Here is a 24,723-nt window from a genome sequence, read left to right as displayed (position 1 = left end):
TATGTTGGCTGAATATGTCGGTTGTTCCTGGGCCTTCGCCGGGGAACGGGACGAGTAGTAGGATGCCGGAGCGGCGGTGGGAAGGGGTCAGGCGGGCGTCAGTTCGGCCGCGGCGCGCGCGGCGGGGCGGCGGTATTGGCGCGGCCCTTGATCGAGGCGGAGGGGCGCGAGCCGGTCAGCCGGCGGTTCCTGCTCCTGCCCGACGACGAAGGCGCGGGCGGTGCGGCCGTGGCCTGCCGGTTCGGCATCCTGTTCACCCCACAGATAGGCGGCGTCGAACGCGGCGATCGGAATGAGCAGGCTGCGCTGGCCCATCTCCACCGGCACGATCTGTTCCGGCGACAGGCGCAGTTCGCCCGACAGGCTCTGCGTCTCGCCCGGCGCGATGGCGACGACGCTGTGCAGCGGCAGGCCGTCCTGCCCAGCGAAGAAACCTTCCAACAACGCCTGTTGCTGTGCGCCGCCATTGCCGAGCAGCCCGCGCACCATCACCTCCCGCGCGGGCCGTTCGCCGCGATTGTGCAGGAGGAGGCTGTAGCTGACGGTCACGCCGAGCAGCGAGAAGCGGGCCTGGGTGACGGCCAAGTCCATGTCCAGCCAGGGGCGATCGGTGGCGGGGACGGGAGCCGGCGTGGGTGGGGACGGAGGCGGCGCGGGCTTTGCGGCGGGCGCTGGGCGGGGTTGTGGTGGGGCGGGTTGCGGTTCGGCTGCGACCGCGGGTTCGGTGGGCAGGGCGGCCTTGCGGCGGCGGATGAAGAGGAAGCCCGCTGCAAGCGCTGCCACGGCCAGGACGATGCCGACGATCCAGGGCAGGGCGCTGCCGCCCTCGTCCTGTGTGACCGGCACTGGCGTTGGGCTGGACTGAGCGGGTTCTACCGCGTTGGTGGCGGGAGGCGGGGTCGGCTGGAGCGCTGGGGCTTCGTCCGGCGTCGATGCGTTTTCGGGCTGCGGCTGGGCGGCGGGCGGCGGGGCGGCGGGGCGGTCCTCGGCCGGCGTGGCGGAGGGCGGCCGCTGCGGCCGGGCGGCCGGCGGCTGGGTCTGCGGCGCGGGCTGCGCGACGACGGGCGGAGGCGGGTTGATCGTCGGCGTGACGACCGTCGGCGCGGCGCGGGGCGTGGCGGGCTCGCGGAAGACGTCGAGTTCCGGCCCCTGCCGGGTGGGGTCCGACGCGGGCGCGGGATTGGACGGCGGCAGCGAGAAGACGGGCGCGGCATCCTGCGCCTGCTGCGCATGGGCGGCAGTGGCGAACAGCAAGGACGCGGCAACAAGCAACGAACGGTGAATGGACCCCATGGCCCCTGTGCCAAGGCACAAGATCGGCTGAACCGCAAGTGAACAATGCGCGGGCATGACATTGGCCGTGCGATGGCGTAGATGGCCGCCCATGACCGACCTTAGCAAGACGCCCCTGCATCTGGGGCAGACCAGTGCCTTGCCCGCCAGCCCGGAAGAGGCTGTGCTCGACTATGTGCCCAATCCGCGTCCCGGCAAGCCCTATCTGGTGCGTTTCACCGCGCCCGAATTCACCTCGCTCTGCCCGGTGACGGGTCAGCCCGACTTCGCCCATCTGGTGATCGACTATGCCCCGGCCGAGACGATCGTCGAGTCGAAGTCGCTGAAGCTGTTCCTGGGCGCGTTCCGCAACCATGCCGCCTTCCACGAGGATTGCACGGTGGGGATCGGCGAGCGGCTGTTTGCGGAGATGCGGCCGGTGTGGCTGCGCATCGGCGGCTACTGGTATCCGCGCGGGGGCATCCCCATCGACGTGTTCTGGCAATCGGGCGAGCCGCCCGCCGGGCTGTGGCTGCCGCCGCAGGACGTGCCGGGCTATCGCGGCAGGGGCTGATCCGCGCCGCCCTGTTTGACGAATGGGCAACAAGGTTCGACGAATGACATGGCGCGGGCACGGCATCGCTTGACCGTGGGCGCGAAACGGTTGATCCCGCGTTCATCGGGCGCGGCCTAGGGTGCCGCGCATCGTTCAGACGTGTCGGAGTCCCATCGCCTATGTCCTTGACCAAGATCCTGCCGCTGCTGGTTGCGGCTGCCCCCATCGCGCTCGCCTTCCCGGCGATGGCGCAGAGCACGGTTCCGGCCGGACCCGCCGCCGGCGTCACCACGCAGCTGCCGCGCGGCGCGGCGCCCAGCCATTATGCGATCGAGGTGACGCCGGACGCAGCCAACCTCAAATTCACCGGCAAGACGGTGATCGACGTGACGGTCGCGCAAAGCCAACCCGTGCTGGTGCTGAACGCGGCTGACCTGAGCTTCGGCGAGGTCACGCTGACGGGCGCGGGCGGCAAGCCGGTCAAGGGGACGGCGAAGGTCGATGCCGAGGCGCAGACCGTGACGCTCGATTTCGGCAAGCCGGTCGCGCCGGGCCGCTATCAGCTCGCCATCGCCTATGCGGGCGTCATCAACCAACAGGCGAACGGCCTGTTCGCGCTCGACTATACGGACAATGCCGGCGCGGCGAAGCGCGCGCTCTTCACCCAGTTCGAGGCGCCCGACGCGCGCCGTTTCGTGCCGAGCTTCGACGAACCGAGCTACAAGGCGACGTTCGACCTGTCGGCCGTGGTGCCGACAGGACAGATGGCGGTCGGCAACATGCCCGTCAAATCGTCCACGGACCTGGGCGGCGGCAAGACGCGGGTGACATTCGGCACCAGCCCCAAAATGTCGTCCTACCTGCTCTTCTTCGGCCTTGGCGAACTCGACCGCGCGACGAAGATGGCGGGCAACACCGAAGTCGGCGTGATCACCGGCAAGGGCAACACCGGCAAGGCGCAGCTGGCGCTCGACGCGTCGGCGGCGATCCTGCCCTATTATAACGATTATTTCGGCGTGCCCTATCCGCTGCCCAAGCTCGACAATGTCGCAGGGCCGGGTCAGAGCCAGTTCTTCAGCGCGATGGAGAATTGGGGCGCGATCTTCACCTTCGAACGCGCGCTGCTGGTCGATCCGCGCTTCACGTCCGAAGCGACCAAGCGCCGCATCTACGAAACCGTTGCGCATGAAATGGCGCACCAGTGGTTCGGCGACCTCGTCACCATGGCCTGGTGGGACGATCTGTGGCTGAACGAGGGCTTTGCCAGCTGGATGGCGACCAAGGTCACCGACAAGCTGCAGCCCGACTGGGAGATGCTGCTGACCCGCGTCGACGGGCGGGAGGCGGCGATGAGCCTCGATTCGCTCGCCACCACGCACCCCGTCGTGCAGAAGATCACGACCGTCGATCAGGTGAACCAGGCGTTCGACGCCATCACCTACCAGAAGGGCGAGGCGGTCATCACCATGCTGGAAGGCTATGCCGGCGAGGATGCTTGGAAGGCCGGCATTCAGGCCTATATGAAGGCGCACGCTTACGGCAACACCGTCACCGACGACCTGTGGAAGGCGGTCGAGGGCGCGGGCGCGAAGGGGCTGGTCAGCATCGCCCACGATTTCACCAGCCAGCCGGGCATCCCGCTGGTCAAGGTGGACAGCGCCCAGTGCAAGGGCGGCCAGACCGTCCTGACGCTGAGCCAGGGCGAATTCAGCCGCGACCAGAAGAGCAAGACGCCGCTCAAGTGGAACGTGCCGGTGAAGGCGCAGACGATCGGCGGGGAGGCGCAGCGCCTGATCCTTCAGGGCAACGGCCAGGTCACGCTGCCGGGCTGCGGCGCGTACATCGTCAATGCCGGGCAGACGGGCTATTTCCGCTCGCTCTATCCGCAAGCCAATGTGAAGGCGCTGGCGAAGGACTTCACGAAGCTGGCCAGCATCGACCAGACCGGCCTGCTCGCGGACAATTTCCAGCTTGGCCTTGGGGGCTATCAGCCGATCGGGCTGGCGCTGGATCTGGTGGACGCGGTGCCGGCGTCGGCCACGCCTGCGGTGATGGCCGAAGTGCCGTCCTACCTCAGCAGCGCCTATGACATGCTGGACGGCGACGCGGCGGCGCAGGGCCGGGTGATCGCCTATGCCTCGCGCAAGCTGACGCCGGTGCTGGCGTCGATCGGCTATGATCCCAAGGCTGGCGAAGGCCCGCAGGTTCCCGTCCTGCGCCAGTCGCTGGTATCGACGCTGGGCGACATGGGCGACAAGGCGGTGGTGGCCGAAGCCAATCGCCGGTTCGCCGCGCTAACGACCGATCCGACGGCGCTTGACGGGCCGCTGCGCAACACATGGCTGTCGATCATCGCCAAGAATGCCGATCAGGCGATCTGGGACCGCCTGCGCGCCATGGCGAAGGGCGCGAAGTCCGATCTGGAGAAGAGCAGCACCTATGCCCTGCTGGGCGGGGCGAAGGACCAGAAGCTTGCCGCTCAGGCACTGGACCTGGCGCTGACTGACGAGCCGGGCAAGACGACCAGCGCGGCGATCATCAGCGCGGTGGGTTACGAGCATCCGATGCTGGCGGTCGATTATGTGCTGGCGCATCGCCAGCAATATGAGGCGCTGATCGACGTATCGGCGCGCAGCCAGGCGCTGGCGCGGCTGGGCGGCGGGTCGGCCGATCCGGCGATGGCCGCCAAGCTGGATGCCTATGCCACCCAGTATCTGACGCCGGAATCGCGCAAGGTCGTCGATCGGGCGATCTCTTCGATCAAGACCCGGATCGAAACGCGCGGACGCTTGAAGGCACCGCTGGCGGCCTGGTTCGCCGGCAAGCGCTAACGCCGAAGGGCTGGGGCGGTGGAGCGATCCACCGCCCCCTTTTCCTATTTGGGGCCGAGCGCCTTCACGATGTCGTCCCAGGCGACCAGCTTGAAATTCTGTGCCGCGGCTGCATTATGGCCGTCCTGCGCGATGAAGAGGCCGCCGGGATAGGCCGGGCCGAAATCGCCGAGCATCAACTCGATCCCGTCCGTTTCCTTCGACCCGCCGATCGTGCCGTCGACGACGCGGAAGCGGCCGACATAGCTGTCGTCGCGCAGGCGGTAGACGACATAGGCATTGTCGCCCTGGCTGGAGACGAGGACGTAACCGTCCTTTGCGCCGATCGGCGCGATGGCGACGCCTTCTGCATCCGGGACGAGGTTCCGGCCGTCCGCCGCAGCGATCTTCGTCGGCGTGGTCGATCCGGTCGCGCGCGCGTCGAAGCGCCAGAGGCCGACATCTTCCTCCGCGACATAGAGGATGTGGGTGCGGTCATCGACCGCGCAGCCTTCCGATTGGGTGCCGAGTTTCATCGTGCGGACGATCCGGCCGGTGGGCGCTGCGCCGGACGCATCGATCAGGACTTGGTGGATCGTGCCGTCCTTCAGCACGATGAAGGCGGACAGGCCCGCTTCGTCGCGGCCAAGGCAGATGCCATAGGCTTCGCCCGCGCCGCCATCCAATTTGCCGAGCGCCGTCAGCTTCGCCGTCGCGGGATCCAGGCGGAACAGCGCGATCTTCGCATGGGCGATGTCGTTGCGGTCGGACGCCGCGACGAGGATCCCGGTCGTGCCGCTGATCGCCACGCCGTCCTTCAGGTCGACATTGTTCACGCGCCCCGCGTCGAGGAAGTCGCGCGCTTGGCCGTCGATGCCATAGACATAGAGCCCCGCCTTCTTGTCGGTGCCGACGATCAGGCTCTTGAGCGGATCGGCGGCGTTGCGCCAGATGGCGGGATCGTCGGCCGCGTCGGCGTTGGGCGTGCCGACCGGGGTCGTCTCCCCACGTGCCGTGACGCTGACCGCCGGCGTCGCGTTGGCGATGCGCATGGCGACGGGCACCTCCGTTTCGCCCGTGGCGCAGCCGGCGAGCAGGAGCGGGCCGGCCGCGAGCGCGGCCATGGACAGGCGTCTGGACATGGATGAATCCCCCGATCTGATAGCGCGGCCCTGCTGAAGAGCGGTGGTGACAGCATGATGACTCCTGCGTGACACTATTGTCGCAAAAGGCGCGGGGAATGAAATCGAACTGACTTCAAAGGGTCATTTGGACGTAGCAGGCGGCGCTTAAGTGCCGCCCGGAACGCCGACAAGGCGCGATCCATACGGGGGACCAACCATGACTTCCACGCGCAAGCGGCCAGTGCGCCGCGACCTGATCCTGTGCCTGCTTGCCAGCGCAGCCGCGCCTGCCGGCCTCGCCATCGCACAGACGCCGGCGGCCGAGGCGGACGCGGAGGCGATCGTCGTCACCGGCACGCGCCCGATCGCGGAGTCCGAGGCGCTGGCGCTGGAAATCCAGAAGAATACGGACTCGTTGGTCACGGTCGCGGCGTCGGATTCGGTCGGCCGCCTGCCGGACCAGAATATCGCGCAGGCTGCCAGTCGCCTGCCCGGCATCAGCGTCGAGCGCGACCAGGGCCAGGCGCGCTACATCAACCTGCGCGGCAGCCCGAAGACCTGGACCACCCTGTCGTTCGACGGCATCAATGTGGTGAGCCCGGAAGGGCGCGACGCGCGGTTCGATTCCATCCCGTCCGCCATCGCGGCCAAGATCATCGTGTCGAAGGCGGTGACGCCCGACATGCCCGGCGAGACGGTGGCAGGCAACGTCAACGTCGTCACGCGTTCGGCCTTCGACTATGACGGGTTCCACCTGGCGGGGAAGGCGGGCCTTGGCTTTGCGGAACTGGGCGACCGCAAGGAATATGAAGCCAATATGGTCGTGTCCGACCGGTTCGACACCGGCATCGGCGAGATCGGCGTGCTGCTGTCGGGCAGCTATTACGAACGCAACATGATCACCGACAATTTCGAGAATGATTATGAGCGGGTGTCGCGCGACCAGCGCCCCGGCAACGCGACCCGCTTCTGGGTGCATGAGACGGAGAACAAGCTGTATCGCCTGACCCGCAAGAACTGGTCGGTGTCGGGCCGGCTCGACTGGAAGCCGGACGACCGGAACACCATTTCGGCGCGGTCCATCTACACCATCTTCACCGACGACGAGGCGCGCGACAATTACCGATTCGACCTCGACGACCGCGAGTCCGACCTGTCGAACAGCAGCGCGGCCTGCGGCGCCAGCACGGCCAACACGACGTCGGGCTATGCCGACATCTGTGCAGGCAATTTGCCGCAGAAGGGCATCATCTACGGCATCGACATTCGTCAGCGTTCGACGCTGCGCGCGTTCCGCCAGTCGGTCTTCACCAACACGCTGGAAGGCAGCCATGACATCGCCGACGGATGGAAGCTGAGCTGGGTCGGCAACTATACCGAATCCAAGGACGACCGTTCGGTGGTGGGCGAAGCGACCTGGGACAGCCCGTCGACCCGCACCCTGCGCCCGACGGTCGCCTATGACTTCACCGATCCCAACCATTCGCGGCTGACGCTTTTCAACACCGTCCAGACCGGCACCGGCGCGGCCACGCGCTACACGGCGGGCGCGCAGGTAACGGCGGTCGACAGCTTTACCAAGCCGCTGAGCGGTTTCACGGTGCTGGATGCGGTGGACACGACCAAGGCCTATACCGGCCGCGTCGTGCTGGCGCGCGAACTGGACGATGCGACGCTGAAGGCGGGCTTCCAATATGACCGCCGCAACAAGATCGCGGATGAAAACCAGATCACGTTGAACGCGGCGCAGGCGGCGACGGTCCTGCCTACCGACTACAACCAGTTCTCGCTGGACCAGAAGTTCCTGGGCAAGATCCCGATGGGATATACGTTCCGCTATTTCGACCAGGACAAGATGCGGGCGGCGTCGCAGGCGGCGCAGAAGGCCTTCGCCTTCACGCCCAACAGCGGGAACAATTACAACGTCAAGGAAGAGGTGTTCGCCGGCTATCTGATGGGCACGGTCCGCTACGACTGGGGCAGCGTCGTGGGCGGCGTTCGGGTCGAGCATATCAGGAATGAGGGGCGCGCCATCGGCACGATCGGCGCGACGCCCGGCCTGGTCGTGGCCGAGGCCAGCCAGACGCTCGCCTTCCCCAGCCTCCACGTCAATTATGATATAGACGACACGAAGAAGCTGCGCCTGTCGTTCAACAGCGGCGCTGCGCGGGCCGACTATGACCAGTTGCGGCCCAACGTCGTCGTCAACGATGCCGCCGGCACCATTTCGGGCGGCAACCCTGCCGTTAAGCCCGAACGCGCCTATGGCGTGGACGCCTATTTCGAATGGTATCTGCGTCCGCAGGGCTATCTGATGATCGGCACCTTCTACAAGAAGATCGAGGACGTGCTCTACACATCGTCGCGGACGTTCAATTCGACCGCGCTCAACAGCAACGGCATCGACCGGTCCGACTATGTCTATAGCGGCATCGTCAATGGCGGCACCGGCCGCATCTTCGGCATGGAGGCGGCGGCGCAGCTGCAGCTCGAACCCTGGACCCAGGATCTGGGCCTGCCCGAATTTCTGGGCGGCTTCGGCATTTCGGCCAACGTGACGCTGAACGACAGCAAGGTGGAAAAGCCTGGCGTCGGCGCGATCCCCGCGCGCAACGTGCGGCTGCCCGGCACGTCCGATTTCGTCTACAATATCGGCGGCTATTACGAGAAATATGGCCTGTCGCTGCGCTTGCAATATCAGAACCGCAGCAAGTGGCTGGATACGATCGCCGACACGCTGACCGATGGCGGCGACACCTATTGGGATTCGGACGACGAACTGGATTTTTCGGCGCGCTACGCGATCACCAAGAATGTCGAAATCTATTTCGACGCGTCGAACCTGCTCAACCATCCGGGGCGTCGCTTCTCCGATCCTGCAAGCCTGCTGACCGCGACAGGCATTCCGACGAAGAGCGTCACGAACCAGACGATCGAATGGGAACGGTTCGGACGCCGTTACAGCGGCGGCGTTCGCGTGAATTTCTGATCGGAGGCACCTGGATTAGTGTGGGGCGGCGGAACCTATCCGCCGCCTCTTTTTCGTCAGCCGTCTTCTTCCTGTTGGCGCAGCCATGCGGCGACGGCATCGACCTCATTCCCCACCGCGCCAACCGCCCGTTCGAGCAGCGCGGGTGGCACGTCGAAGCGGTTGGACCAATATTGGCGATCAAGCGGCGCGTCGAGGCTGATCCGTTTGAGGTCGGCGGGAACGGGCGGTTCCTGCGCGGCCGTCATGGTTCAGCTTCCCGCTTCTATATTGACCGGCGGCGCGAGCGGGTTGGGGTCTTCATGCTCGCCCTGTTCGGTTCGCTTCGCCGTCTCCTCATCGACCTCGCCGCTGTCGCCGCCGGGTGATCCCTGTTCGGGCGGAGGGATGTCGGGGCGGCCTTCAGCGGGTTCCCGCGATGTGTCGGGCTGATGATCCTGGGTCATGGCGCAATTCCTTTCTCGGTTCGAAAAAGGCAACGCGCGGGAAGGGCGAACTATCCGCGCCGCTGCGCCGGATCGACATTGAGATAGGCGGCGACCGCCGCTGCGCTGTCCCCGACTGTCTCGACCGCTTCCTCCAGCTCCTCGCGCGAGACGTCAAAGCGGTAGGTCCAGTAGAGAATGGACGCCTCGTCGCCCAGCGTCACGCGGTCGGGTTCCTGATCGCTCATGCCGGCCTTCCTTCTCCTTTTGCCGTCAAAAGGAGAGAAGCGCATAAATCGGGCGGTTTTTCCGCTTCCCTTTAGGACAGGGCGTCAGGCCAGCGGGGCGGCGGCCCAGCGCCGGAGCCGGACATAGAGGCCCGCGATCACGGCGGTGAAGATCAGGATGGCGAGCGGCACCGCCCAGGGGCTTTCCCCGACCAGCGCCAGCGGCGCGTCACTATCCGTGCCCGCGACGATGCCGGCGAAGGCCACGCCGAACAGGCTTTCCCCGACGATGAAGCCGGTCGCCATCAGCACGCCCATGCGTTCGGCAAATTCCGGGTTCGACTGGCGCAGCGCCCAGCGATTGTAGAGATGGCCGATGAGCGCGCCAACCGGGATCAGCAGCGTCAGCGCCATCGGCAGGTAGATGCCCATGCCGACCGCCAGCGGAGGGAGGCGCAGCTTGCCCGCGCGGCCCAGCGCTTCGTCGATGGCGATGACGACCACGCCGATGCCCGCGCCGATGCCGATGAGGTTCCAGTCGAGATCGCCGCCCAGCACGCCCTTCGCCAAGGCGGAGATGAGTGCGGCCTGCGGGGCGGGCAGGGCGTTGGCGCCCGCGCCGCTCGCGCCGGCAAAGCCGAAGGCGCTGTTGAGCAGGTCAAGCACGGGCGGGATCACCAGTGCGCCGAAGATGACGCCCAGCACGAGCGCCACCTGTTGCTTCCACGGCGTCGCGCCGACAAGCTGGCCGGTCTTCAGATCCTGAAGATTGTCGTTGGAGATGGTGGCGATGCCGAAGACGATGGCGGTGGTGAACAGCGCATAGGCGATCAGTGCCTGCGTCTGCGACGGGTCTCCGCCCGACCCGTAGAGGGCGGCGAGCAGCAGCGACGCGCCGAGCACGGCAAGGATGCCGACGCCGGAGATCGGGCTGTTGGATGCGCCGATCAATCCCGCCATATAGCCGCAGACCGACGCGATGACGATGCCTGCGACAAGCACATAGGCAAGCGTCAGGCCGATGACCGGAACCGGGTTGGCCGCGATCGGTCCGCCCTGCGCGAAGATCCAGAGCAGGACGCCGATGGGCACGAGCGTCAGCAGGATGGTGCCGCCGACTATGCCGATGGGCAGATCACGCTCGGTGATGTCCAGGCTGGCGGCGTTGCCCGCCTTGCGCGTGGCGTTGGCCGCGAGCGCGGACCGGATGCCGCTGACGATCGGTCCCAGTATCTTGAGCAGGGTCCAGATCGCCGCCACGCCGATCGTCCCTGCGCCGATGAAGCGCGCCTTCATGCGGAAGGCGGTGCCGACGATGTCGGCGAGGTCCGCTCCTGCCGGCAGCGGCGCGGTGAGATAGGGGACGAGGCCGATCCAGCTGATGAGCAGGCCGATGAACATGGCGACGCCGACCGACAGGCCAACGAGATGGCCGACCCCGATCAGGGCCATGGAAAAGCTGGTCGAAACGGACGTTGCGCCCGCGCCGAAGCGGAAGAAGGTGGCGGCTTCTTCCGCGATCAGCCGGGTCTTGGCGACGATGGAGAAGGCGGCGGCGGCGAGCGAACTGGCGAGAATGGCGGCCAGGCCGCGCTTATTTTCCTCAAGCCCCTCGCGCGATCCCGCGCCGACCTTCAGCACTTCGGCGGCTGCGACCCCTTCGGGATAGGGTAAGTCGGAGCCGGTGACGAGCGCGCGGCGCAGCGGCACCGAATACATGACCCCCAATATGCCGCCCAGCGCGATGGTGAAGGCGGACAGCCAGTAGGGGAAGCCCTGCCACCAGCCGATGATGACGAGGCCGGGCAGGACGAAGATGATCGCCGACAGCGTGCCGGCGGCGGAGGCGATCGTCTGGACGATGTTGTTTTCCAGGATCGTGCCGGTCGAAAACAGCCGCAGTACCGCCATCGAAATGACAGCCGCCGGAATGGAGGTGGCGAAGGTCAGGCCGATCTTGAGGCCCAGATAGACGTTCGCCGCGGTGAAGACGAGGGTGATGAGCGCGCCGAGAATGACGCCGCGCAGCGTCAGTTCCGCCATCGCTCCGCTTGCTGCTCTGTCCGTTGCCACCGGCGACTCCCCTCGATTGTCCGCTCGTCGTAAAGCTCCGGTAATAATGTTGCGAGGGCGTGGATCAATCGTAAAGTGTCAGGAGGCGCTCGCCCGCGCGGCGGAGGACGGCGGCAGGCTGTCGAGCCAGGCGTCAACGCTGGCCGTCCAGCGCTGATAGCCACGGGCGTTCATGTGCAGTCCGTCGGGCCGGAACAGGGATGCGTCGGGCAGGCCGTCCGGCGCCAGCAGCAGCCGGCCGACATCGAGATAGCGGATGTCCAGCTTCTTCGTCAGGTCGATGACGCTGGCATTCACCGCGGTCATCCTTTCGTGCAAGGCCCAGCGCAGCGGGCTGGGCTTGAGCGACAGGAAGGCGATGGGCGCGCGGGGATAATCCTTGCGCAGGCGGCCGAGCAGGGCGGCGATGTCGCGCGCGACCCGATCCGGCGGCGTCCCGGCGGCGAGGTCATTCTCTCCGACATAGACGACCACCGCGCGCGGCGGCACAGTGGGCAGCAGCCGCCGGTAATAATGGAGGACATGCGCGGTGGTCGCGCCGCCGAACCCGCGATTGACCGTGCCGATGTCGTGGAAACTGGCCGCTATGTCCCAGAGGCGGATGCTGGAGCTGCCGAGGAACAGGACGGCGTCGGCCACCGCCGGGCCGCTGGCGTCGGCTCTGGCGAACGCTTCGACCTCATTGGAAAAGGGGAAGACCGGGTCCGCGTTGGGCGTGGCGGGCGGACGCACAGGGAGCGCCACCGCCGCCGTCACGCCGGTGCAGGCCAGCGCGGCGACGAGGGCGATCCGCTTAATGGCGGTGGAGCGGGCGCAGGCGATATTTGCCATCGGCATAGGCGCCGAACATGCCCAGGATCGCCGGATGGTCGACCGGCTCATCGCTGTCGTCCGCGTCCAGATTCTGCTGGCTCACATAGGCGACATAGCTGGATTCGCCATTTTCCGCCAGCAGGTGGTAGAAAGGCTGATGCTTGTCGGGCCGGGCGCCTTCGGGAATGGCGTCATACCATTCCTCGCTGTTGGCGAAGACCGGATCGATATCGAAAACCACGCCGCGAAAGCCGAACATGCGATGCTTGACGACGTCGCCGATGCTGAAGCGGGCGTGGACGATGGGGGGCGCGGTGACGCCCGCGCCGAAGATGCTGCCGGAGCCAAAATTCTGGATCATGTCTTTCATACGCCCAATTTAGGGGCGTTGTTGCACGACACAAGAAAAATACCCGCCTGGCCGCTTGGCAACGGTGATTTCATTCGCTAATGGCCGCCGCTCGACCGGGTCGGCAGCGCCGAACCTTCTGCGGAGAGGTGGCAGAGTGGTCGAATGCGCCGCACTCGAAATGCGGTGTGCCTTTACGGGTACCGTGGGTTCGAATCCCACCCTCTCCGCCAGTCAAGCCGTACAATACGGCCCTGCTGTTGACGGCCCGGCCCCAATGGCCGGAACGTTAGTGCTTGCTCGTCTTGCCGACCTTGCCTTCTTTGCTGCCGGCGGTGGGGTTGATGAGCTGGACGCCGCTGGGCAATCCAGTGCCGCCCATGTCGAGCTTGCGCGTCTCCTCCCGCGCAACCCGGACCGGATCGTCGCGTTCCTTGATGGCGGCGCGGGTTTCCGCGTCCATCTCGCTGTCGTCGCTGCCTGCGCCGCCCCGGGTCCAGCCCAGGATGATCGACATGCGCCGGTTGCGCGGATCATAGACGTCGGTCTTGATGAAGGGCTCGCGGTCGGCGACCCCCTCGATCCGGGCGAAGCGGGCATTGGGGATGCCGCTCTGGCTTAGCACCTGGCGCGTCGATTCGGCGCGCGCGGAGGACAGCATCCAGTTGTTCATCGTCCGTCCGGCTGCGTAGGGCAGGCCATCGGTATGGCCGCGCACGATCAGCGGGTTGGGCATGGTCTGCAGCGCCTGCGACACTTCCGCGATCAGCGCACGCGCCTGCGGCACCAGCTGGTCCGTGCCGGACTTGAACATGGCGAAATCGGCTTCGTCGATCAGGTCGATGCGCAACCCTTCACGCGTTTCGGTGAAGCGGATGTTCTTGCGCAGCTTGGCAAGCCCCTTCTTCGCCATGCGATTCTCAAGGCTCTTCTTGATCGCCTCGAACTTCTGCCGGTCGGCGGCGCGCATCGCCTTGCCGCCCTGATCCTTGGTGCCGGTGGCGTCGCGCGGGATGGTGATGGCGAGATTGCCCTGACCGCCGGTGGTCGGGTAGTTTTCCTTGCTCATCATGCTGTCGCCGCCCATCAGGCCGGTCGATCCGGCCGACGCCATCTTCAGCTCGACCAGCGTCGGCGTGAAATAGTCGGCCAGGCCCTTGCGCTGCTTCTCGGTGGTCGCGCCAAGCAGCCACATCAGCAGGAAGAAGGCCATCATCGCCGTCACGAAGTCGGCATAGGCGACCTTCCACGCGCCGCCATGATGGCCGCCATGTCCGTCGACGATGATCTTCTTGACGATGATGGGCCTTGGTTCAGGCTCGTTCGCGCCGCGTTTCTTCTCGGCCATCGCTTATTTGCCCCGCATGCCGTCGAACACCTCGGCAAAGCCGGGCTGGTTGGCGTGCATCAGGCTGGAGCGCGCGGCTTCGATCACCAGCGGCTGCGGATGGCCGTGGAGCGAGGCGATGATGATCTGCTTGACGACATGATACATGGCGCCGTCCTGCTCGATCACCGCGCGGCAGCGGTTGGCGAAGGGGTTGACCATGCCATAGGCGAGCAGCACGCCCAGGAAGGTGCCGACCAGCGCCGAGCCGATCATCGCGCCCAGCACCGAAGGCGGCTGGTCGATGGAGCCCATCGTCTTGACCACGCCGAGCACCGCCGCGACGATGCCGAGCGCGGGGAGGGCGTCGGCCAGGCCCTGCAGATTGTCTGCGGGCTTCAAGGCTTCGTGGTGGTGAGTCTTGAGGCTGTTGTCCATCACCTCCTCGACCGCATGCGGATCGAGCGTGCCGGACGACACGACCACCAGGCGCAGCGTGTCGCTGATCAGGTGGATGAGGGTCTTGTCCTTCATCAGCTTGGGATATTCGGAAAAGATGGTCGAGCTGGCCGGATCCTCGATATGCGGCTCCAGCGCCACCGGCCCTTCGACCCGCAGCGTCTTCATGAGCTTGCTGACGAGGAAGATGCAGTCGAGAAAATCCTGCTTCTTATATTGCGGCCCCTTGAACACCTTGCCGAGGCCGCCGCCCAGCGCCTTCAGGTCCGCGCCGCTGTTGCCGATGATGAGCGCGCCGACCGCCGCGCCGCCGATGATGATCATTTCATGGGGAAGCGCGTGCAGCACGGGGCCGATGTCGCCGCCGGTGAAGATGAAGCCGCCGAACACCATGCCGAGCAGGACGACCAGGCCGATGATTGCGAACATGAATATCCCCGAAAAATGGCCCGAAGGCGCCAAGCGTTTGAGCATCGCACCCGATGCCTGTGAGATGGTTAATACGGCCTGGTTGACATCCGGTTTAGGAAAGTCGCCGCCTTTTTTATTCAGCGGATGAGGTCGAACAGCGTCTGGCGGTTGATGCGGGCGAAGGCGGATTGCGCCGCTTCCAGCTGCAGCAGTTGCGATTGCACGCGGGAGATGACTTCCTGCAGATTGGTCGATTCCAGATCCTCGCGACGGTCTCCCAGGTCGAGGTCCACATCGGTCAGGCGATCGCCCACCGTTTCGAGCCGATCGGCGCGCACGCCCTGCTTGGCTTGTTCAAGGACGATGTGGCCCTGCGCCGCCTGAACAGCCTTCAACGCGGCCTCCATGCCGGCGTCGCCGCCGGTTTGGATCGCGGCGATACTCTGGCCAAGGATGTCGTCGATCGACATCGGCGTGCCGTTCACGTCGATGCCTTCCGATATTTCCTGCCTCGTCCCGACCACGGCCAGATTGAGGCCGCGGCTGACCGGCACCAGCACGCTTTGCCCGTCGTCGAAGACGGGCGTGCCCTGATAATCCTTCTGGTTCAGCAGTTCGTTGACGGTTGCCCGGATGGTCGACAATTCCTCCGTCAACGCCGCGCGGCTGGTGTCGTTCAGCGACCCGTTGCGGGCCGATGTCACCAGCTCCTGCGCGCGCTTCAGCAGATTATCCATTTCCGAGAGGTTAGCCTCGGCATTGCCAGCGCGGGCCGAACCATAGCTGATATTGGACTGCCAGGCGGACTGCTGCGCCTGGGCGCGGCCGACTTCGGACAGCTGGACCCAGGCAAGCACGTCCTGCGATGGCTTGGTCAGGGACACGCCACTGGAAATGGCGGTCTGCCCGTCGACGATGCCCTGCGACAATTGCTGCTGCCGGCGCATTTCGGCGATCATGATCTTGCTGGTGATGCCTACCATGGGTCAGCCCTTCGCGGTCAGATGATGTTGAGGATGGAGTCGATCGTTTCCTTGGCGATCTGAAGCACCTTGGCGCTGGCCGAATAGGCCTGCTGGACGCGCAGCAGATCGGCCGCCTCCATGTCGAGATCGATGCCGCTGACGGATTCGCGCGCGGCGACGGCCTGATCGTTGCGGCTGGTGGCGGTGTCATGCTCCGCCTTGGTCGAGGCAAGCAGTGTCGCGTGCGTGGAAATGAGCGCCGTCCAATTCTGTTCGACGCTGCCGTTACCGCGCAGGACGGTGTTAGCGGCGATCAGGTTGCCGTTGAGCTTGCCGTCGGTGGACCGGGTCGCAAGCGCCGTCGGGTCGCTGATCAGCGCGGTGACCGTGGCTGCGGTCGTGCCCGACAGCAGCGGCGCGCCCGCGGTTCCGGCGTCCGTCCGCCCCTGTGCGTGCCAGGCATTGAGGTCTGCGGTGAATTGCGCCGCCAGCGTATCCAGGCTTTCCCGCCGGGTCGCCACCGTCCCGGCTGCGGAGAAAAGCCCTCCCAGCGTGCCGCTCGCCGGCGTGTCGAGGGCCCCGCCGCCGGCCAGGGCGAAAGACAGTCGACCATCCGTGCCCGCCGTCACGGCGACGCTCGCCGCCTGATCGCCGCTGACCAGGGTCTGGCTGCCGTAGGTGATCTGCGCGCTGTCATGCGCGCCGAAAGTGACGGTCACGTTCAGGTTGGCGGACAGATCCTGGAGCGCGGAATCGCGGCTGTCCAGCAACTGCGCATAGGCCGACGTGCCCGGCTGCGCGCGAAGCAGGCTGTTGTTGATGTTCGCCAGTGCCGACAGGGATTCGTTGATCGTGTCGATCGACGAATGGGCTTCGGTGGCGATGCCGCTGGACACGGTCTGAAGGTCGGACGCGGTCTGGTTGAAGGCCTGCGCGACGCGGGTGATGCTGTCGAGCGTGGTGACCCGCAGCGACTTGTCCGACGGGCTGGCGGCCAGCTTCTCGAAATTCTGATACATGCCGCTCATCAACTGGCCGATGCCGGTGCTGCTGTCGTTGAGCGCGTTTTCCGCGTCGCTCAGCCAGCGCAGGCGCGCCGCTGCGCTGCCCAGCGCCATGCCGGTCGACCGCATGGTGGAGTCCAGATAGGGGTCGGCCGCGCGGTTGATGCTCCTGACCTGCGTGCCACCGAAATTGGCGCGAGAGACATAGGTCGCCATGGTCGCCGTGGACGATCCGGACTCCATCGTGGAGACGGAACGGCGGGCATAGCCGGCGGTGCTTGCATTGGCGATATTTTCGGAAATGGCGGCCATCGCCGAGCGATAGGCCTTCGTTCCCGATGCGCCGATGATGAAAAGGTCGCTCATGCGCCTTCAGCCGGGGTGGGGCCATCGGGCGCCGTGGGAGAAGGCTTGTCGGCGGGTGCAGGGGCGACGCGCGAACCGAACTGCTGGATCAGAAGCTCGGCAATGCCCATCGCGCCCTTGGAGGCCATGGCGTCGGCGGTGCGCGCGTCGGCCATGTCCTGGAACTGCTGCGTGGCGCTCGAATCGGTGATGCCCTCGGCGAGGGACGCCGAGCGCATGGCGCCGATCATCTGGCGCAGGAACACCGCCTCGAACTGCTGCGCGACTTTTTCGAGCGCGGCCTTGCCGGGCTGGCTGGCGGCGGCCGGAGCCGACGCGCCAGAAAGTGTAGAAACCTGCATCACAGCACCACCAGTTCCGCTTTCATCGCGCCCGCCTGCTTGAGCGCTTCCAGGATCGCGACCATGTCCGCCGGCGAAGCGCCGATGGCGTTCACCGCCTTGACTATATCGGCCAGCGAGGCCCCGCCTTTAAAATTAACCATAGGTTTTTTCTGCTCGTCGATGCTGATGCTGCTCGATTGCTCGACGGCGGTGCGGCCCTGGCTGAAGGGGGCGGGCTGCACGACGCGGGGGCTTTCGTTGACGCTGACGGTCAGTTTGCCGTGTGCCACGGCGGCGGGATGGATCTTGACCGCGCCGTTGATGACGACCGTGCCGGTGCGCGCGTTCACGATGACCTTGGCGGGCGCATCGGCAGGGGCGATCTCGATATTTTCGATCATGCCCATCATCATGATGCGGGTTTCAGCACCGGGCTGCGCGGCGATGGAGACAGACACGGCATCGACGGCGCTGGCGCGCTTGTCGCCGAAGGCGCGATTGATGCCATCCGCGACGCGCAGTGCGGTGGTCAGGTCGGCTTCGGCAAGGTTGAAGGTCAGGGTCGGCGCAGTGTCGAAGCCGGTCGCGACTGCGCGCTCCACCGTTGCGCCGCCAGGAATGCGGCCGGCGGAGGGAATGTTGACCGACACCTGGCTGCCGTCAGCGCCCGAAACGCCAAGGCCGCCAACGGCGAGATTGCCCTGCGCCATGCCGTAGATTTCATTGTCCGCACCGCGCAGCGGCGTCATGATGAGCGTGCCGCCGCGCAGCGACTTGGCCTTGCCAAGGGCAGAGACGGTGACGTCGAGCCGCTGGCCGGGCTTGGCGAAGGCGGGGAGGTCGGCCGTGACCAGCACCGCCGCTGCGTTCTTGAGCGCCGGGTTGACGCCCGGCGGCAGGGTGAGACCGAAGCGCGAGACCACGCCCTTCATGCCTTCGGTCGCATATTGGATGCTGTCGTCGCCCGTGCCGGCAAGGCCCACCACGATGCCATAGCCGGTCAGCTGGTTCGGGCGGACGCCCTGGAAGCTGCCGAGATCCTTGACGCGCTCGGCATGGGCGGCAGGCGCCGAAGCGAGTGCCAGCGCTGCGAGGAGGAAGCGGAACAGGCGGGTCATGATGCTATCCAAATCCCTCGTCAGAAGGGGCTGATCGCGGAGAAGAAGCGCTGGAGCCAGCCCTGGCGGCTGGCATTGGCGATCTCGCCCTTGCCCTTGTAGATGATCTTGGCGTCGGCCACGCGGGTCGATGCGATGCGGTTGTCGGGCGCGATGTCGGCCTGGCGGACGAGGCCGCTCAGCTGGATATATTCGTCGCCGCGGTTGAGCGTCAGCGCCTTCTCCCCCTTCACCAGCATGGTGCCGTTGGGATAGACGGCGGCGATCGTCACCGTGATCTCGCCCGACAGGGCGTTGGACTGGCTGGCCCCGCCCTTGCCGGTGAAGCTGTTCTGGCCGCCGGCCGCGACGTCGCTGGACGAGAAGAGCTTTGACAAGATGCCCGTGGATGGCGGCGTCAGGCCGATATTGCCGGTGCGGCTGGTGTCGGCGCTGGTGCTCTTGGTCGCTTGCGTGCGTTCAACGAGGACGATGGTGATGATGTCGCCCACGCTGGTCGCGCGCGCGCCGCTGGTGAGCGGGGTGTAGCCCATCGACGCCTGGAAGATGGAACCGTTGGCCGCCGGCGCTGGCGGCTGAGCCACCACGGTCGGCGCGTAAAATTCGCGTTCGACGTCGCGCTTCTTGCGGCCCGCGTCGGCGGGAGCGGCGGCAAGCGCCAAGACCGGGAGGGCGGCAAGGATGAGGGAGGGGCGCATCGATCAGGCTCAGATATTCTGGTTGGCGTATTGCAGCATTTCGTCGGTGGCCTTGATCATCTTGGAATTGACCTCATAGGCGCGCTGCGTCTCGATCATGTCGACCAGTTCCTCCACGATGTTGACGTTGGAGGTTTCGAGATAGCCCGAGCGGATCATGCCGCGGCCTTCCAGCCCCGCCACGCCCACCTGCGGTGTGCCGCTGGCGGCGGTTTCCGCGAGCAGGTTGCCACCCAGCGACTGGAGGCCGGCCGGGTTCATGAAGCTCGCCAGTTCGATCTGGCCGAGCTGGCTGGGTTCGCTTTCGCCCTGCAGCGTCGCCGCCACGGTGCCGTCATTGCCGATGGAGACCGAGGTCGCGCCTTGCGGCACCGTGATCTGCGGGATCAGCGGCAGGCCGTCGGCGGTGACGATCGTGCCTTCCGCCGTGACGCTGAAATTGCCGGCGCGGGTGTAGGCGATGGAGCCGTCGGGCTTTTGCACCTGGAAATAGCCGGAGCCCTCGATCGCCATGTCCAGCACGTTGCTGGTCTGGTTCAGCGTGCCCTGCGTGTTGATCTTGCTGGTGCCCTGAAGGGCGACGCCCGATCCCAGGTTCAGACCGTTGGCGAACTTGTTTTCGCTGTCGGAGTTGGAGCCTGCCTGGACGATCTGCTGATAGGCCAGCGTCTCGAAATCGGCCCGGTCCTTCTTGAAGCCGGTCGTGTTGACGTTCGCCAGGTTGTTGGCGATCACGCGCATCTTCGTGTTCTGCGCGTCGAGGCCGGTGCGGGCGACATGAAGGGCGGCGTTGCTCATCGTGACTTCTCCGTGGTGCGGCCCCTGGTCGGGCTGCTCATGCACGCATCAAAGCAAGAGGCGTGCCAATATTAACCATTATCGTCAGCCGTCGAGGCGCATCAGCGAAGCGCCGCCATCGTCCAGCTGCTTGGCGGTGTCGATCATCTTGACCTGCGTTTCGTAGGCGCGGCTGGCCTCGATCATCTGAATAAGGGCGGCGGTCGCGTTGACGTTCGATCCCTCCAGTGATCCCGACGTGACGGTCGCCAGCGGATCGGAGGGGAGGGCGCCGCCATTCACTTCGCGGAACAGGCCGTCCTTGCCCTTGGCGATGCTGGATCCGGCCGCGTTGACGAGCTTCAGCTTGTCGACCTGCTGCGGATTGGCGGGATCGCCGCCCTGCGGCACGCCCCAGATGCTGCCATCCTGCGCGATCGAGATGCTGTCCATCTGCGGCAGGACGATGGGGCCGCCTTCGCCCAGCACGGCAAGGCCCTCGCCGGTGGTGAGGAGGCCGCTGTCCGTGACGCGCAGGTCGCCCCGGCGGGTATAGGCTTCGCTGCCGTCCGCGGCCTGGACGGAGAGCAGGGCGTCTCCGTCCATGGCCACGTCCAGCGAATTGCCGGTGGCGGTGACCGCGCCTTGCGCCATGTCGGCGGCGATCACCTGTTCGGACGCCTGCGCCCGCGTGTCGAAGGTGTCGCCCTGGATCCAGCGCGTCTCGGCATTGGCGATTTCCGCGCGAAAGCCGACCGTGTTGACGTTCGCGAGGTTGTTCGCGACCGACGCCTGCCGCGCCATCGCGCCGCGCATCGCCGTAAGCGCCGTGTTGACGAGCCGATCCATGGGCTGCCCCTTCTCCTATTCGATCAGGTGCGCAGGTTGACGATGGTGGTGGTCAGCGTGTTGGCCGCCTCGATCGCCTTGCTGTTCGCCTGGAAGTTGCGCTGGGCGGCGATCAGCGCCACCAGCTCGTCGGTGATGTCGACGTTCGAGCGTTCCAGCATGCCGCTGTTGACGCTGCCGTACATGCCCTGGTTGGCGGTGCCCAGCAGCGGATTGCCGCTGGCGACGGTGGCGCTCCAGTGCGCATCGCCTTCCTGGCGCAGGCCTTCCTGGCTGTTGAAGGACGCCATGGCGACCTGACCCAGATAGAGCGTGCTGCCATCGGCATAGACTGCCGAAACCAGGCCCTTCTTGTCCACGCCGACGCTGGTGAGCTGCGCGGTCGGTGTATTGGGGTTGTTGGTCGGGATGTTGAGGTCAACGAGGTTGGCGGGCGTCGCCGTCGTGGGATCGATCGTCGTCACGCCGGTCTGCGGATCGACGGGGAAAATCTGGATGCGCGCGCCGGTCGTGTCGACGGCAAAGCGGTTGTCATCGACTGCGAAGGCGCCGTTGCGGGTGTAGCTGATCGTGCCATCCTCACCCTTCACGGTGAAATAGCCCTCGCCCGCGATGGCGAGGTCCAGCGTCTTGTCAGTGGTTTCCAGCGTGCCCTGCGTGAACTGCTGGGTCACGCCCTGGACGCGCACGCCCTGGCCTGCGACCTGGTTGGTGGTCTGCATCGGCGCGGCGGCGAAGATGTCGCCGAAGATCGTCTTGCTCTTCTTGAAGGCGGTGCTGCTCACGTTGGAGACGTTGTTGGAGATTGTCGCAAGATCGACCTGCGAAGCCTTGAGGCCCGAGAGGGAGATGTAGAAGGACATGGCGTTGCTCCTTGGGTGAAAAGGATGGGTTAGAAGAAGTTACATGAGGCTGATCGCGTCGGACGGGCTGTAGCTGCCGAGCGCGGTGATGAGCTTTGAGGAGGATCCGTCGGCGGGCGATTGGACCGCAGCGATGGTTGCCCAGGTCGCGACCTTGGTGGGCGTCGCGCCATTGACCTTGACCTGGAGGGCGGAGGTGGCGACCGTCTCGCCGGCGTCATTCTTGCCGTCCCAGTAAAAGGTGACGTCGCCGGCCTTTTGCGGACCCATGTCGATGGTCTTGACGATATTGCCGGCGGCATCGACCAGATCGATCGACGCCCCATCGACCGCAGCGGGCAAGGTGACCTGTCCAGCATAGGTGCCGGCGGCGTCGGGCGCGGCGATGTTGCTCTTCACCAGCATCGACTTGCCGATCCAGCTGGCGGCGTCGCCCAGCCGGGTGCCGGTCATTTCCCTGGCGAGCGCCTTTATCGACGCGTTCATTTCCGCGATGCCGGACGAATTGGTGATGGTCGCCATCTGCGCCACCATGTCGCTGTTCTTCACCGGCTCGAACGGATCCTGGAACTGCATCTGCGCCGTCAGCAGCGTCAGGAAGCTCGACTGGTCCATCGTCGCGCTGCCGGTGCCGACATTGGCCTTGGGATTATAGACCGAAAGGCCCGCGCCATCGGTGGCGGTGGTCGTCGTCATTTGCCGATCCTTATGGTTTCCATCATCAGCGACTTGGCGGTGTTCAGCACCTGGACGTTGTTCTGGTACATGCGGGCCGTCTCGATCATGTCGACCAGCTCGGCATTCTCGTCCACCGCCGCCTCCCATACGTCGCCGTTCGCGTCCGCGAGCGGATGATTGGGGTCGTGGCGCTTGGTCGGCTGCGCGTTGGTGGTGACGACATTCTTGACCTTCACCGTCGATACGCCCGGCGTGTCGGTGACGGATTCGAACACCGGCTTGATCGCGCGATAGGCTTCGCCGGCGCTTCCGGTGACGTTGCCGGCGTTCGCCATGTTCGATGCGGTGGCGTTCAGGCGGACCAGCTGCGCGCTCATGGCGCGGCCGGCGATATCGAAGACGTTCATGGGCGGATTGCTCATGCTCATTCTCCCTTCAGCGCGCGGTTGATGGTGTTGATGCGGCCCTCAAGGAAGGAGAGGGTGGTGCGATATTTGACCGCATTTTCCGCGAATAGCGTCTGTTCGGTGCTGAGTTCGACCGTGTTGCCGTCCAGGCTGGGCTGGAGCGGGACGCGATAGCCCATCGCATCGTCCACCGCCTTCGACACGTTGGTCGCGGACCCGCCGCCCTGGGCGGTGGCTTCCTTCAGCGCCGCCTCGAAATCGATGTCCCGGGCCTTGTAACCGGGCGTGGAGGCGTTGGCGATGTTGGACGCGAGCAGGGACAGGCGCTGCGACCGCAGCGCCAGCGCTTTCCCGTGTATCCCGAACAGATTGTCTTCGACCGACATGCTCATATTCGCTCTAAAGTTTTGCCTTCACCCGCCGTTCTGAACCCTGACGGCGTCTCCTGCGGGTGATCCAGCCTGTAATCAGCAAGAGCCGTGCCAATTTGCGTGGGTGACGCAGGGTTGGTGCGGAAATCGGCGGGAAACCGGGCTTGTGCGTAGGCGGGCGGCAAGGGCGGCAAGTTTTTGCCGGCCGGCGGCAGGCTGTTGCCGCCGCAGGTGCGGATGACGAGGGACGGGCATTATGATCGCGATTTTCGGCCATTTGTTCGATCCCGTAACTCTCGTAGCGATGCTGGGCGGGATCGCGCTCGTGGCGCTGTTCCAGAATGGCTGGGCGTCCATGGCGCGTGCCTTCGCGGCGCTGCGGCCCCTGCTGACCGCCGACCCCGATCGCGCCCGCGATGGCGCGCGCGCCGCGATGCTGAAGATCGATCAGGTGGCGCAGCTGCGCGGCCTTGCCTGCACCGACCGGGTGAAGACCGCCAATGCCTTCCTGACCGAGGCCGCGCGAAAGCTCGCCAATTGCGAGCGCGCCGAACAGTTCGAGCAATGGGCGGCGCAGACGCTGTCCGATCGCGCCCAGCGCCACGGTGCCGTCCACAAATCATGGCTGTCGATCGCCGACGCCGCGCCCGCGCTGGGGATGGCGGGTACGATCATCGGCCTTGTCGGCATGTTCGCGGCAATGGACGACCCCGCCAAACTGGGTCCGTCGATGGCGCTGGCGCTGCTCACCACCCTTTATGGCGTCGTCATCGCCAACATGATCGCCGCGCCCATTGCCGCCCGCCTTGCCGACCTGTCGGAACGGGAGCTGGCATGGCAGCAGGAGGTTGCCGACCGGATGCTGCTGATCGCGCGACGCGAAAATGCGCCGCTGCGCCGCGCGACGATCCGCGAGGTCGCATGACCGGCCCCGCTGCGACCGCTGCCGCCCGGCGCAATCGCTGGGCAATCAGCTTTGCCGACCTGCTGCTGCTGCTGCTGGGCTTCTTCGTCCTGCTGCAGGCGAGCGGCGGCAAGCGCGATGCCATGCTGGCGCAGGTGAGCGCACAATTCGGGGGAAAGGCAGTGCGACGCGGCATCGAGCTGCGCGCCGCTGACCTGTTCCTGCCGGATGAGGCGCTGCTGAGTCCGAGAGGGCGAGCGCGACTGGCGCAGATCGCACACGATAGCGGATCGCAGGGCAGCATCGAACTGAGCAGCGACGGCATCGATTCGTCCGCCCGTCGCTTCGACGGATGGGATCTGGCGGCGGCGCGGCTGGGCGCTGTCGCGCGGGCCTTGCGCGCGAATGGCGTGGCGCAGCACCGCCTGGTCATTCGCGGACTGGACCAGGCGCAGGACGGGCCGGGCAGGGGGCAGACGATCCGCATTGCGACTAGGCCCTCCGGTGCCCGTTGATACCGGATGGCACGGATTTTGCTGATGAAGCGGCATAGAGTGTCCGCCTT

The 24,723-nt window shown here is 66.0% G+C and carries 26 protein-coding genes and 1 tRNA gene; 6 read left to right on the top strand and 21 right to left on the bottom strand.

Annotated elements, in window-relative coordinates:
* Positions 1 to 87 precede the first annotated feature (87 nt).
* Positions 88 to 1,293, bottom strand: coding sequence for a hypothetical protein (locus tag ACFQ24_RS18355; protein WP_380913875.1), 1,206 nt, complete (start codon positions 1,291 to 1,293; stop codon positions 88 to 90).
* A gap of 91 nt (positions 1,294 to 1,384) precedes the next feature.
* On the opposite strand from ACFQ24_RS18355, the gene queF reads away from it, so the two are divergent.
* Positions 1,385 to 1,846: a preQ(1) synthase gene (gene queF, locus ACFQ24_RS18350; protein ID WP_380913873.1), complete on the top strand. Its 462-nt coding sequence runs from the start codon at positions 1,385 to 1,387 to the stop codon at positions 1,844 to 1,846.
* A 161-nt stretch (positions 1,847 to 2,007) separates the two neighbouring features.
* Positions 2,008 to 4,659, top strand: a complete 2,652-nt coding sequence (locus ACFQ24_RS18345; RefSeq protein WP_380913871.1) for a M1 family metallopeptidase — start codon at positions 2,008 to 2,010, stop codon at positions 4,657 to 4,659.
* A gap of 44 nt (positions 4,660 to 4,703) precedes the next feature.
* On the opposite strand, the gene ACFQ24_RS18340 is transcribed toward ACFQ24_RS18345, so the two are convergent.
* Positions 4,704 to 5,780 (bottom strand): phytase, encoded by a 1,077-nt coding sequence (locus ACFQ24_RS18340; protein WP_380913869.1) that lies wholly within the window; start codon positions 5,778 to 5,780, stop codon positions 4,704 to 4,706.
* A 199-nt stretch (positions 5,781 to 5,979) separates the two neighbouring features.
* Between ACFQ24_RS18340 and ACFQ24_RS18335 the strand changes: the two genes are divergently transcribed.
* Positions 5,980 to 8,751, top strand: coding sequence for a TonB-dependent receptor (locus ACFQ24_RS18335; protein WP_380913867.1), 2,772 nt, complete (start codon positions 5,980 to 5,982; stop codon positions 8,749 to 8,751).
* A 56-nt stretch (positions 8,752 to 8,807) separates the two neighbouring features.
* On the opposite strand, the gene ACFQ24_RS18330 is transcribed toward ACFQ24_RS18335, so the two are convergent.
* The 6 genes from ACFQ24_RS18330 to hspQ all read right to left on the bottom strand — a co-directional run bounded on the left by ACFQ24_RS18330 (position 8,808) and on the right by hspQ (position 12,659).
* Positions 8,808 to 8,999 carry a DUF3606 domain-containing protein gene (locus tag ACFQ24_RS18330; RefSeq protein ID WP_380913865.1) on the bottom strand — a complete coding sequence of 64 codons (192 nt, stop codon included), beginning with the start codon at positions 8,997 to 8,999 and terminating at the stop codon, positions 8,808 to 8,810.
* Positions 9,000 to 9,002: 3 nt separating this feature from the next.
* Positions 9,003 to 9,197 carry a hypothetical protein gene (locus tag ACFQ24_RS18325; RefSeq protein WP_380913863.1) on the bottom strand — a complete coding sequence of 65 codons (195 nt, stop codon included), beginning with the start codon at positions 9,195 to 9,197 and terminating at the stop codon, positions 9,003 to 9,005.
* A 50-nt stretch (positions 9,198 to 9,247) separates the two neighbouring features.
* Positions 9,248 to 9,424: a DUF3606 domain-containing protein gene (locus ACFQ24_RS18320; protein ID WP_380913861.1), complete on the bottom strand. Its 177-nt coding sequence runs from the start codon at positions 9,422 to 9,424 to the stop codon at positions 9,248 to 9,250.
* An 84-nt stretch (positions 9,425 to 9,508) separates the two neighbouring features.
* Complete coding sequence (locus ACFQ24_RS18315; RefSeq protein WP_380914369.1) at positions 9,509 to 11,446, bottom strand: OPT family oligopeptide transporter; 1,938 nt, start codon at positions 11,444 to 11,446, stop codon at positions 9,509 to 9,511.
* 108 nt (positions 11,447 to 11,554) lie between these two features.
* On the bottom strand, positions 11,555 to 12,313 hold the full coding sequence (locus ACFQ24_RS18310) for a GDSL-type esterase/lipase family protein (protein WP_380913859.1): 759 nt from the start codon (positions 12,311 to 12,313) through the stop codon (positions 11,555 to 11,557).
* Positions 12,270 to 12,659, bottom strand: coding sequence for a heat shock protein HspQ (hspQ, locus tag ACFQ24_RS18305; protein WP_380913857.1), 390 nt, complete (start codon positions 12,657 to 12,659; stop codon positions 12,270 to 12,272). Before hspQ ends, ACFQ24_RS18310 begins: the two co-directional genes overlap by 44 nt.
* 122 nt (positions 12,660 to 12,781) lie before the next feature.
* Here hspQ and ACFQ24_RS18300 point away from each other — a divergent pair.
* Positions 12,782 to 12,871 (top strand) — tRNA-Ser (locus ACFQ24_RS18300).
* Positions 12,872 to 12,927: 56 nt separating this feature from the next.
* On the opposite strand, the gene ACFQ24_RS18295 is transcribed toward ACFQ24_RS18300, so the two are convergent.
* The 13 genes from ACFQ24_RS18295 to flgB form a co-directional block, all read right to left on the bottom strand.
* Complete coding sequence (locus ACFQ24_RS18295) at positions 12,928 to 13,986, bottom strand: flagellar motor protein MotB (RefSeq protein ID WP_380913855.1); 1,059 nt, start codon at positions 13,984 to 13,986, stop codon at positions 12,928 to 12,930.
* Between the two features lie 3 nt (positions 13,987 to 13,989).
* Positions 13,990 to 14,853 carry a flagellar motor stator protein MotA gene (gene motA / locus ACFQ24_RS18290; RefSeq protein ID WP_066770629.1) on the bottom strand — a complete coding sequence of 288 codons (864 nt, stop codon included), beginning with the start codon at positions 14,851 to 14,853 and terminating at the stop codon, positions 13,990 to 13,992.
* A 119-nt stretch (positions 14,854 to 14,972) separates the two neighbouring features.
* Positions 14,973 to 15,818 carry a flagellin gene (locus ACFQ24_RS18285; protein ID WP_380913853.1) on the bottom strand — a complete coding sequence of 282 codons (846 nt, stop codon included), beginning with the start codon at positions 15,816 to 15,818 and terminating at the stop codon, positions 14,973 to 14,975.
* 17 nt (positions 15,819 to 15,835) lie between these two features.
* Complete coding sequence (flgK, locus tag ACFQ24_RS18280; protein ID WP_380913851.1) at positions 15,836 to 17,170, bottom strand: flagellar hook-associated protein FlgK; 1,335 nt, start codon at positions 17,168 to 17,170, stop codon at positions 15,836 to 15,838.
* The gene (locus ACFQ24_RS18275) at positions 17,167 to 17,511 is read right to left on the bottom strand and encodes a rod-binding protein (RefSeq protein WP_380913849.1); all 345 of its coding nucleotides are present in this window, start codon (positions 17,509 to 17,511) and stop codon (positions 17,167 to 17,169) included. Before ACFQ24_RS18275 ends, flgK begins: the two co-directional genes overlap by 4 nt.
* Entirely contained in the window at positions 17,511 to 18,611 is a 1,101-nt protein-coding gene (locus tag ACFQ24_RS18270) for a flagellar basal body P-ring protein FlgI (RefSeq protein WP_380913847.1), read from the bottom strand. The genes ACFQ24_RS18275 and ACFQ24_RS18270 overlap by 1 nt, the downstream gene beginning before the upstream one ends.
* Positions 18,612 to 18,631: 20 nt before the next feature.
* The gene (locus ACFQ24_RS18265; RefSeq protein ID WP_380913845.1) at positions 18,632 to 19,309 is read right to left on the bottom strand and encodes a flagellar basal body L-ring protein FlgH; all 678 of its coding nucleotides are present in this window, start codon (positions 19,307 to 19,309) and stop codon (positions 18,632 to 18,634) included.
* Between the two features lie 9 nt (positions 19,310 to 19,318).
* Positions 19,319 to 20,107, bottom strand: coding sequence for a flagellar basal-body rod protein FlgG (flgG, locus tag ACFQ24_RS18260; protein ID WP_066770620.1), 789 nt, complete (start codon positions 20,105 to 20,107; stop codon positions 19,319 to 19,321).
* An 84-nt stretch (positions 20,108 to 20,191) separates the two neighbouring features.
* Positions 20,192 to 20,935 (bottom strand): flagellar basal body rod protein FlgF, encoded by a 744-nt coding sequence (locus ACFQ24_RS18255; protein WP_380913843.1) that lies wholly within the window; start codon positions 20,933 to 20,935, stop codon positions 20,192 to 20,194.
* A 23-nt stretch (positions 20,936 to 20,958) separates the two neighbouring features.
* Positions 20,959 to 21,798, bottom strand: coding sequence for a flagellar hook-basal body complex protein (locus ACFQ24_RS18250; RefSeq protein ID WP_380913841.1), 840 nt, complete (start codon positions 21,796 to 21,798; stop codon positions 20,959 to 20,961).
* 39 nt (positions 21,799 to 21,837) lie between these two features.
* Positions 21,838 to 22,494 carry a flagellar hook assembly protein FlgD gene (locus ACFQ24_RS18245; RefSeq protein ID WP_380913839.1) on the bottom strand — a complete coding sequence of 219 codons (657 nt, stop codon included), beginning with the start codon at positions 22,492 to 22,494 and terminating at the stop codon, positions 21,838 to 21,840.
* Entirely contained in the window at positions 22,491 to 22,883 is a 393-nt protein-coding gene (flgC, locus tag ACFQ24_RS18240; protein ID WP_380914367.1) for a flagellar basal body rod protein FlgC, read from the bottom strand. The genes ACFQ24_RS18245 and flgC overlap by 4 nt, the downstream gene beginning before the upstream one ends.
* A gap of 17 nt (positions 22,884 to 22,900) precedes the next feature.
* Positions 22,901 to 23,269 carry a flagellar basal body rod protein FlgB gene (flgB, locus tag ACFQ24_RS18235; RefSeq protein WP_380914365.1) on the bottom strand — a complete coding sequence of 123 codons (369 nt, stop codon included), beginning with the start codon at positions 23,267 to 23,269 and terminating at the stop codon, positions 22,901 to 22,903.
* A 241-nt stretch (positions 23,270 to 23,510) separates the two neighbouring features.
* On the opposite strand from flgB, the gene ACFQ24_RS18230 reads away from it, so the two are divergent.
* Complete coding sequence (locus ACFQ24_RS18230; RefSeq protein ID WP_380913838.1) at positions 23,511 to 24,179, top strand: motility protein A; 669 nt, start codon at positions 23,511 to 23,513, stop codon at positions 24,177 to 24,179.
* Complete coding sequence (locus tag ACFQ24_RS18225; protein WP_380913836.1) at positions 24,176 to 24,673, top strand: flagellar motor protein MotB; 498 nt, start codon at positions 24,176 to 24,178, stop codon at positions 24,671 to 24,673. Before ACFQ24_RS18230 ends, ACFQ24_RS18225 begins: the two co-directional genes overlap by 4 nt.
* The last annotated feature ends 50 nt before the right edge of the window (positions 24,674 to 24,723 follow it).

Source organism: Sphingobium olei, assembly GCF_042678845.1.
Lineage (GTDB): Bacteria > Pseudomonadota > Alphaproteobacteria > Sphingomonadales > Sphingomonadaceae > Sphingobium > Sphingobium olei.
Note: the sequence above shows the minus strand (reverse complement) of the source record. Positions and strands in the feature narration are given on the sequence as shown.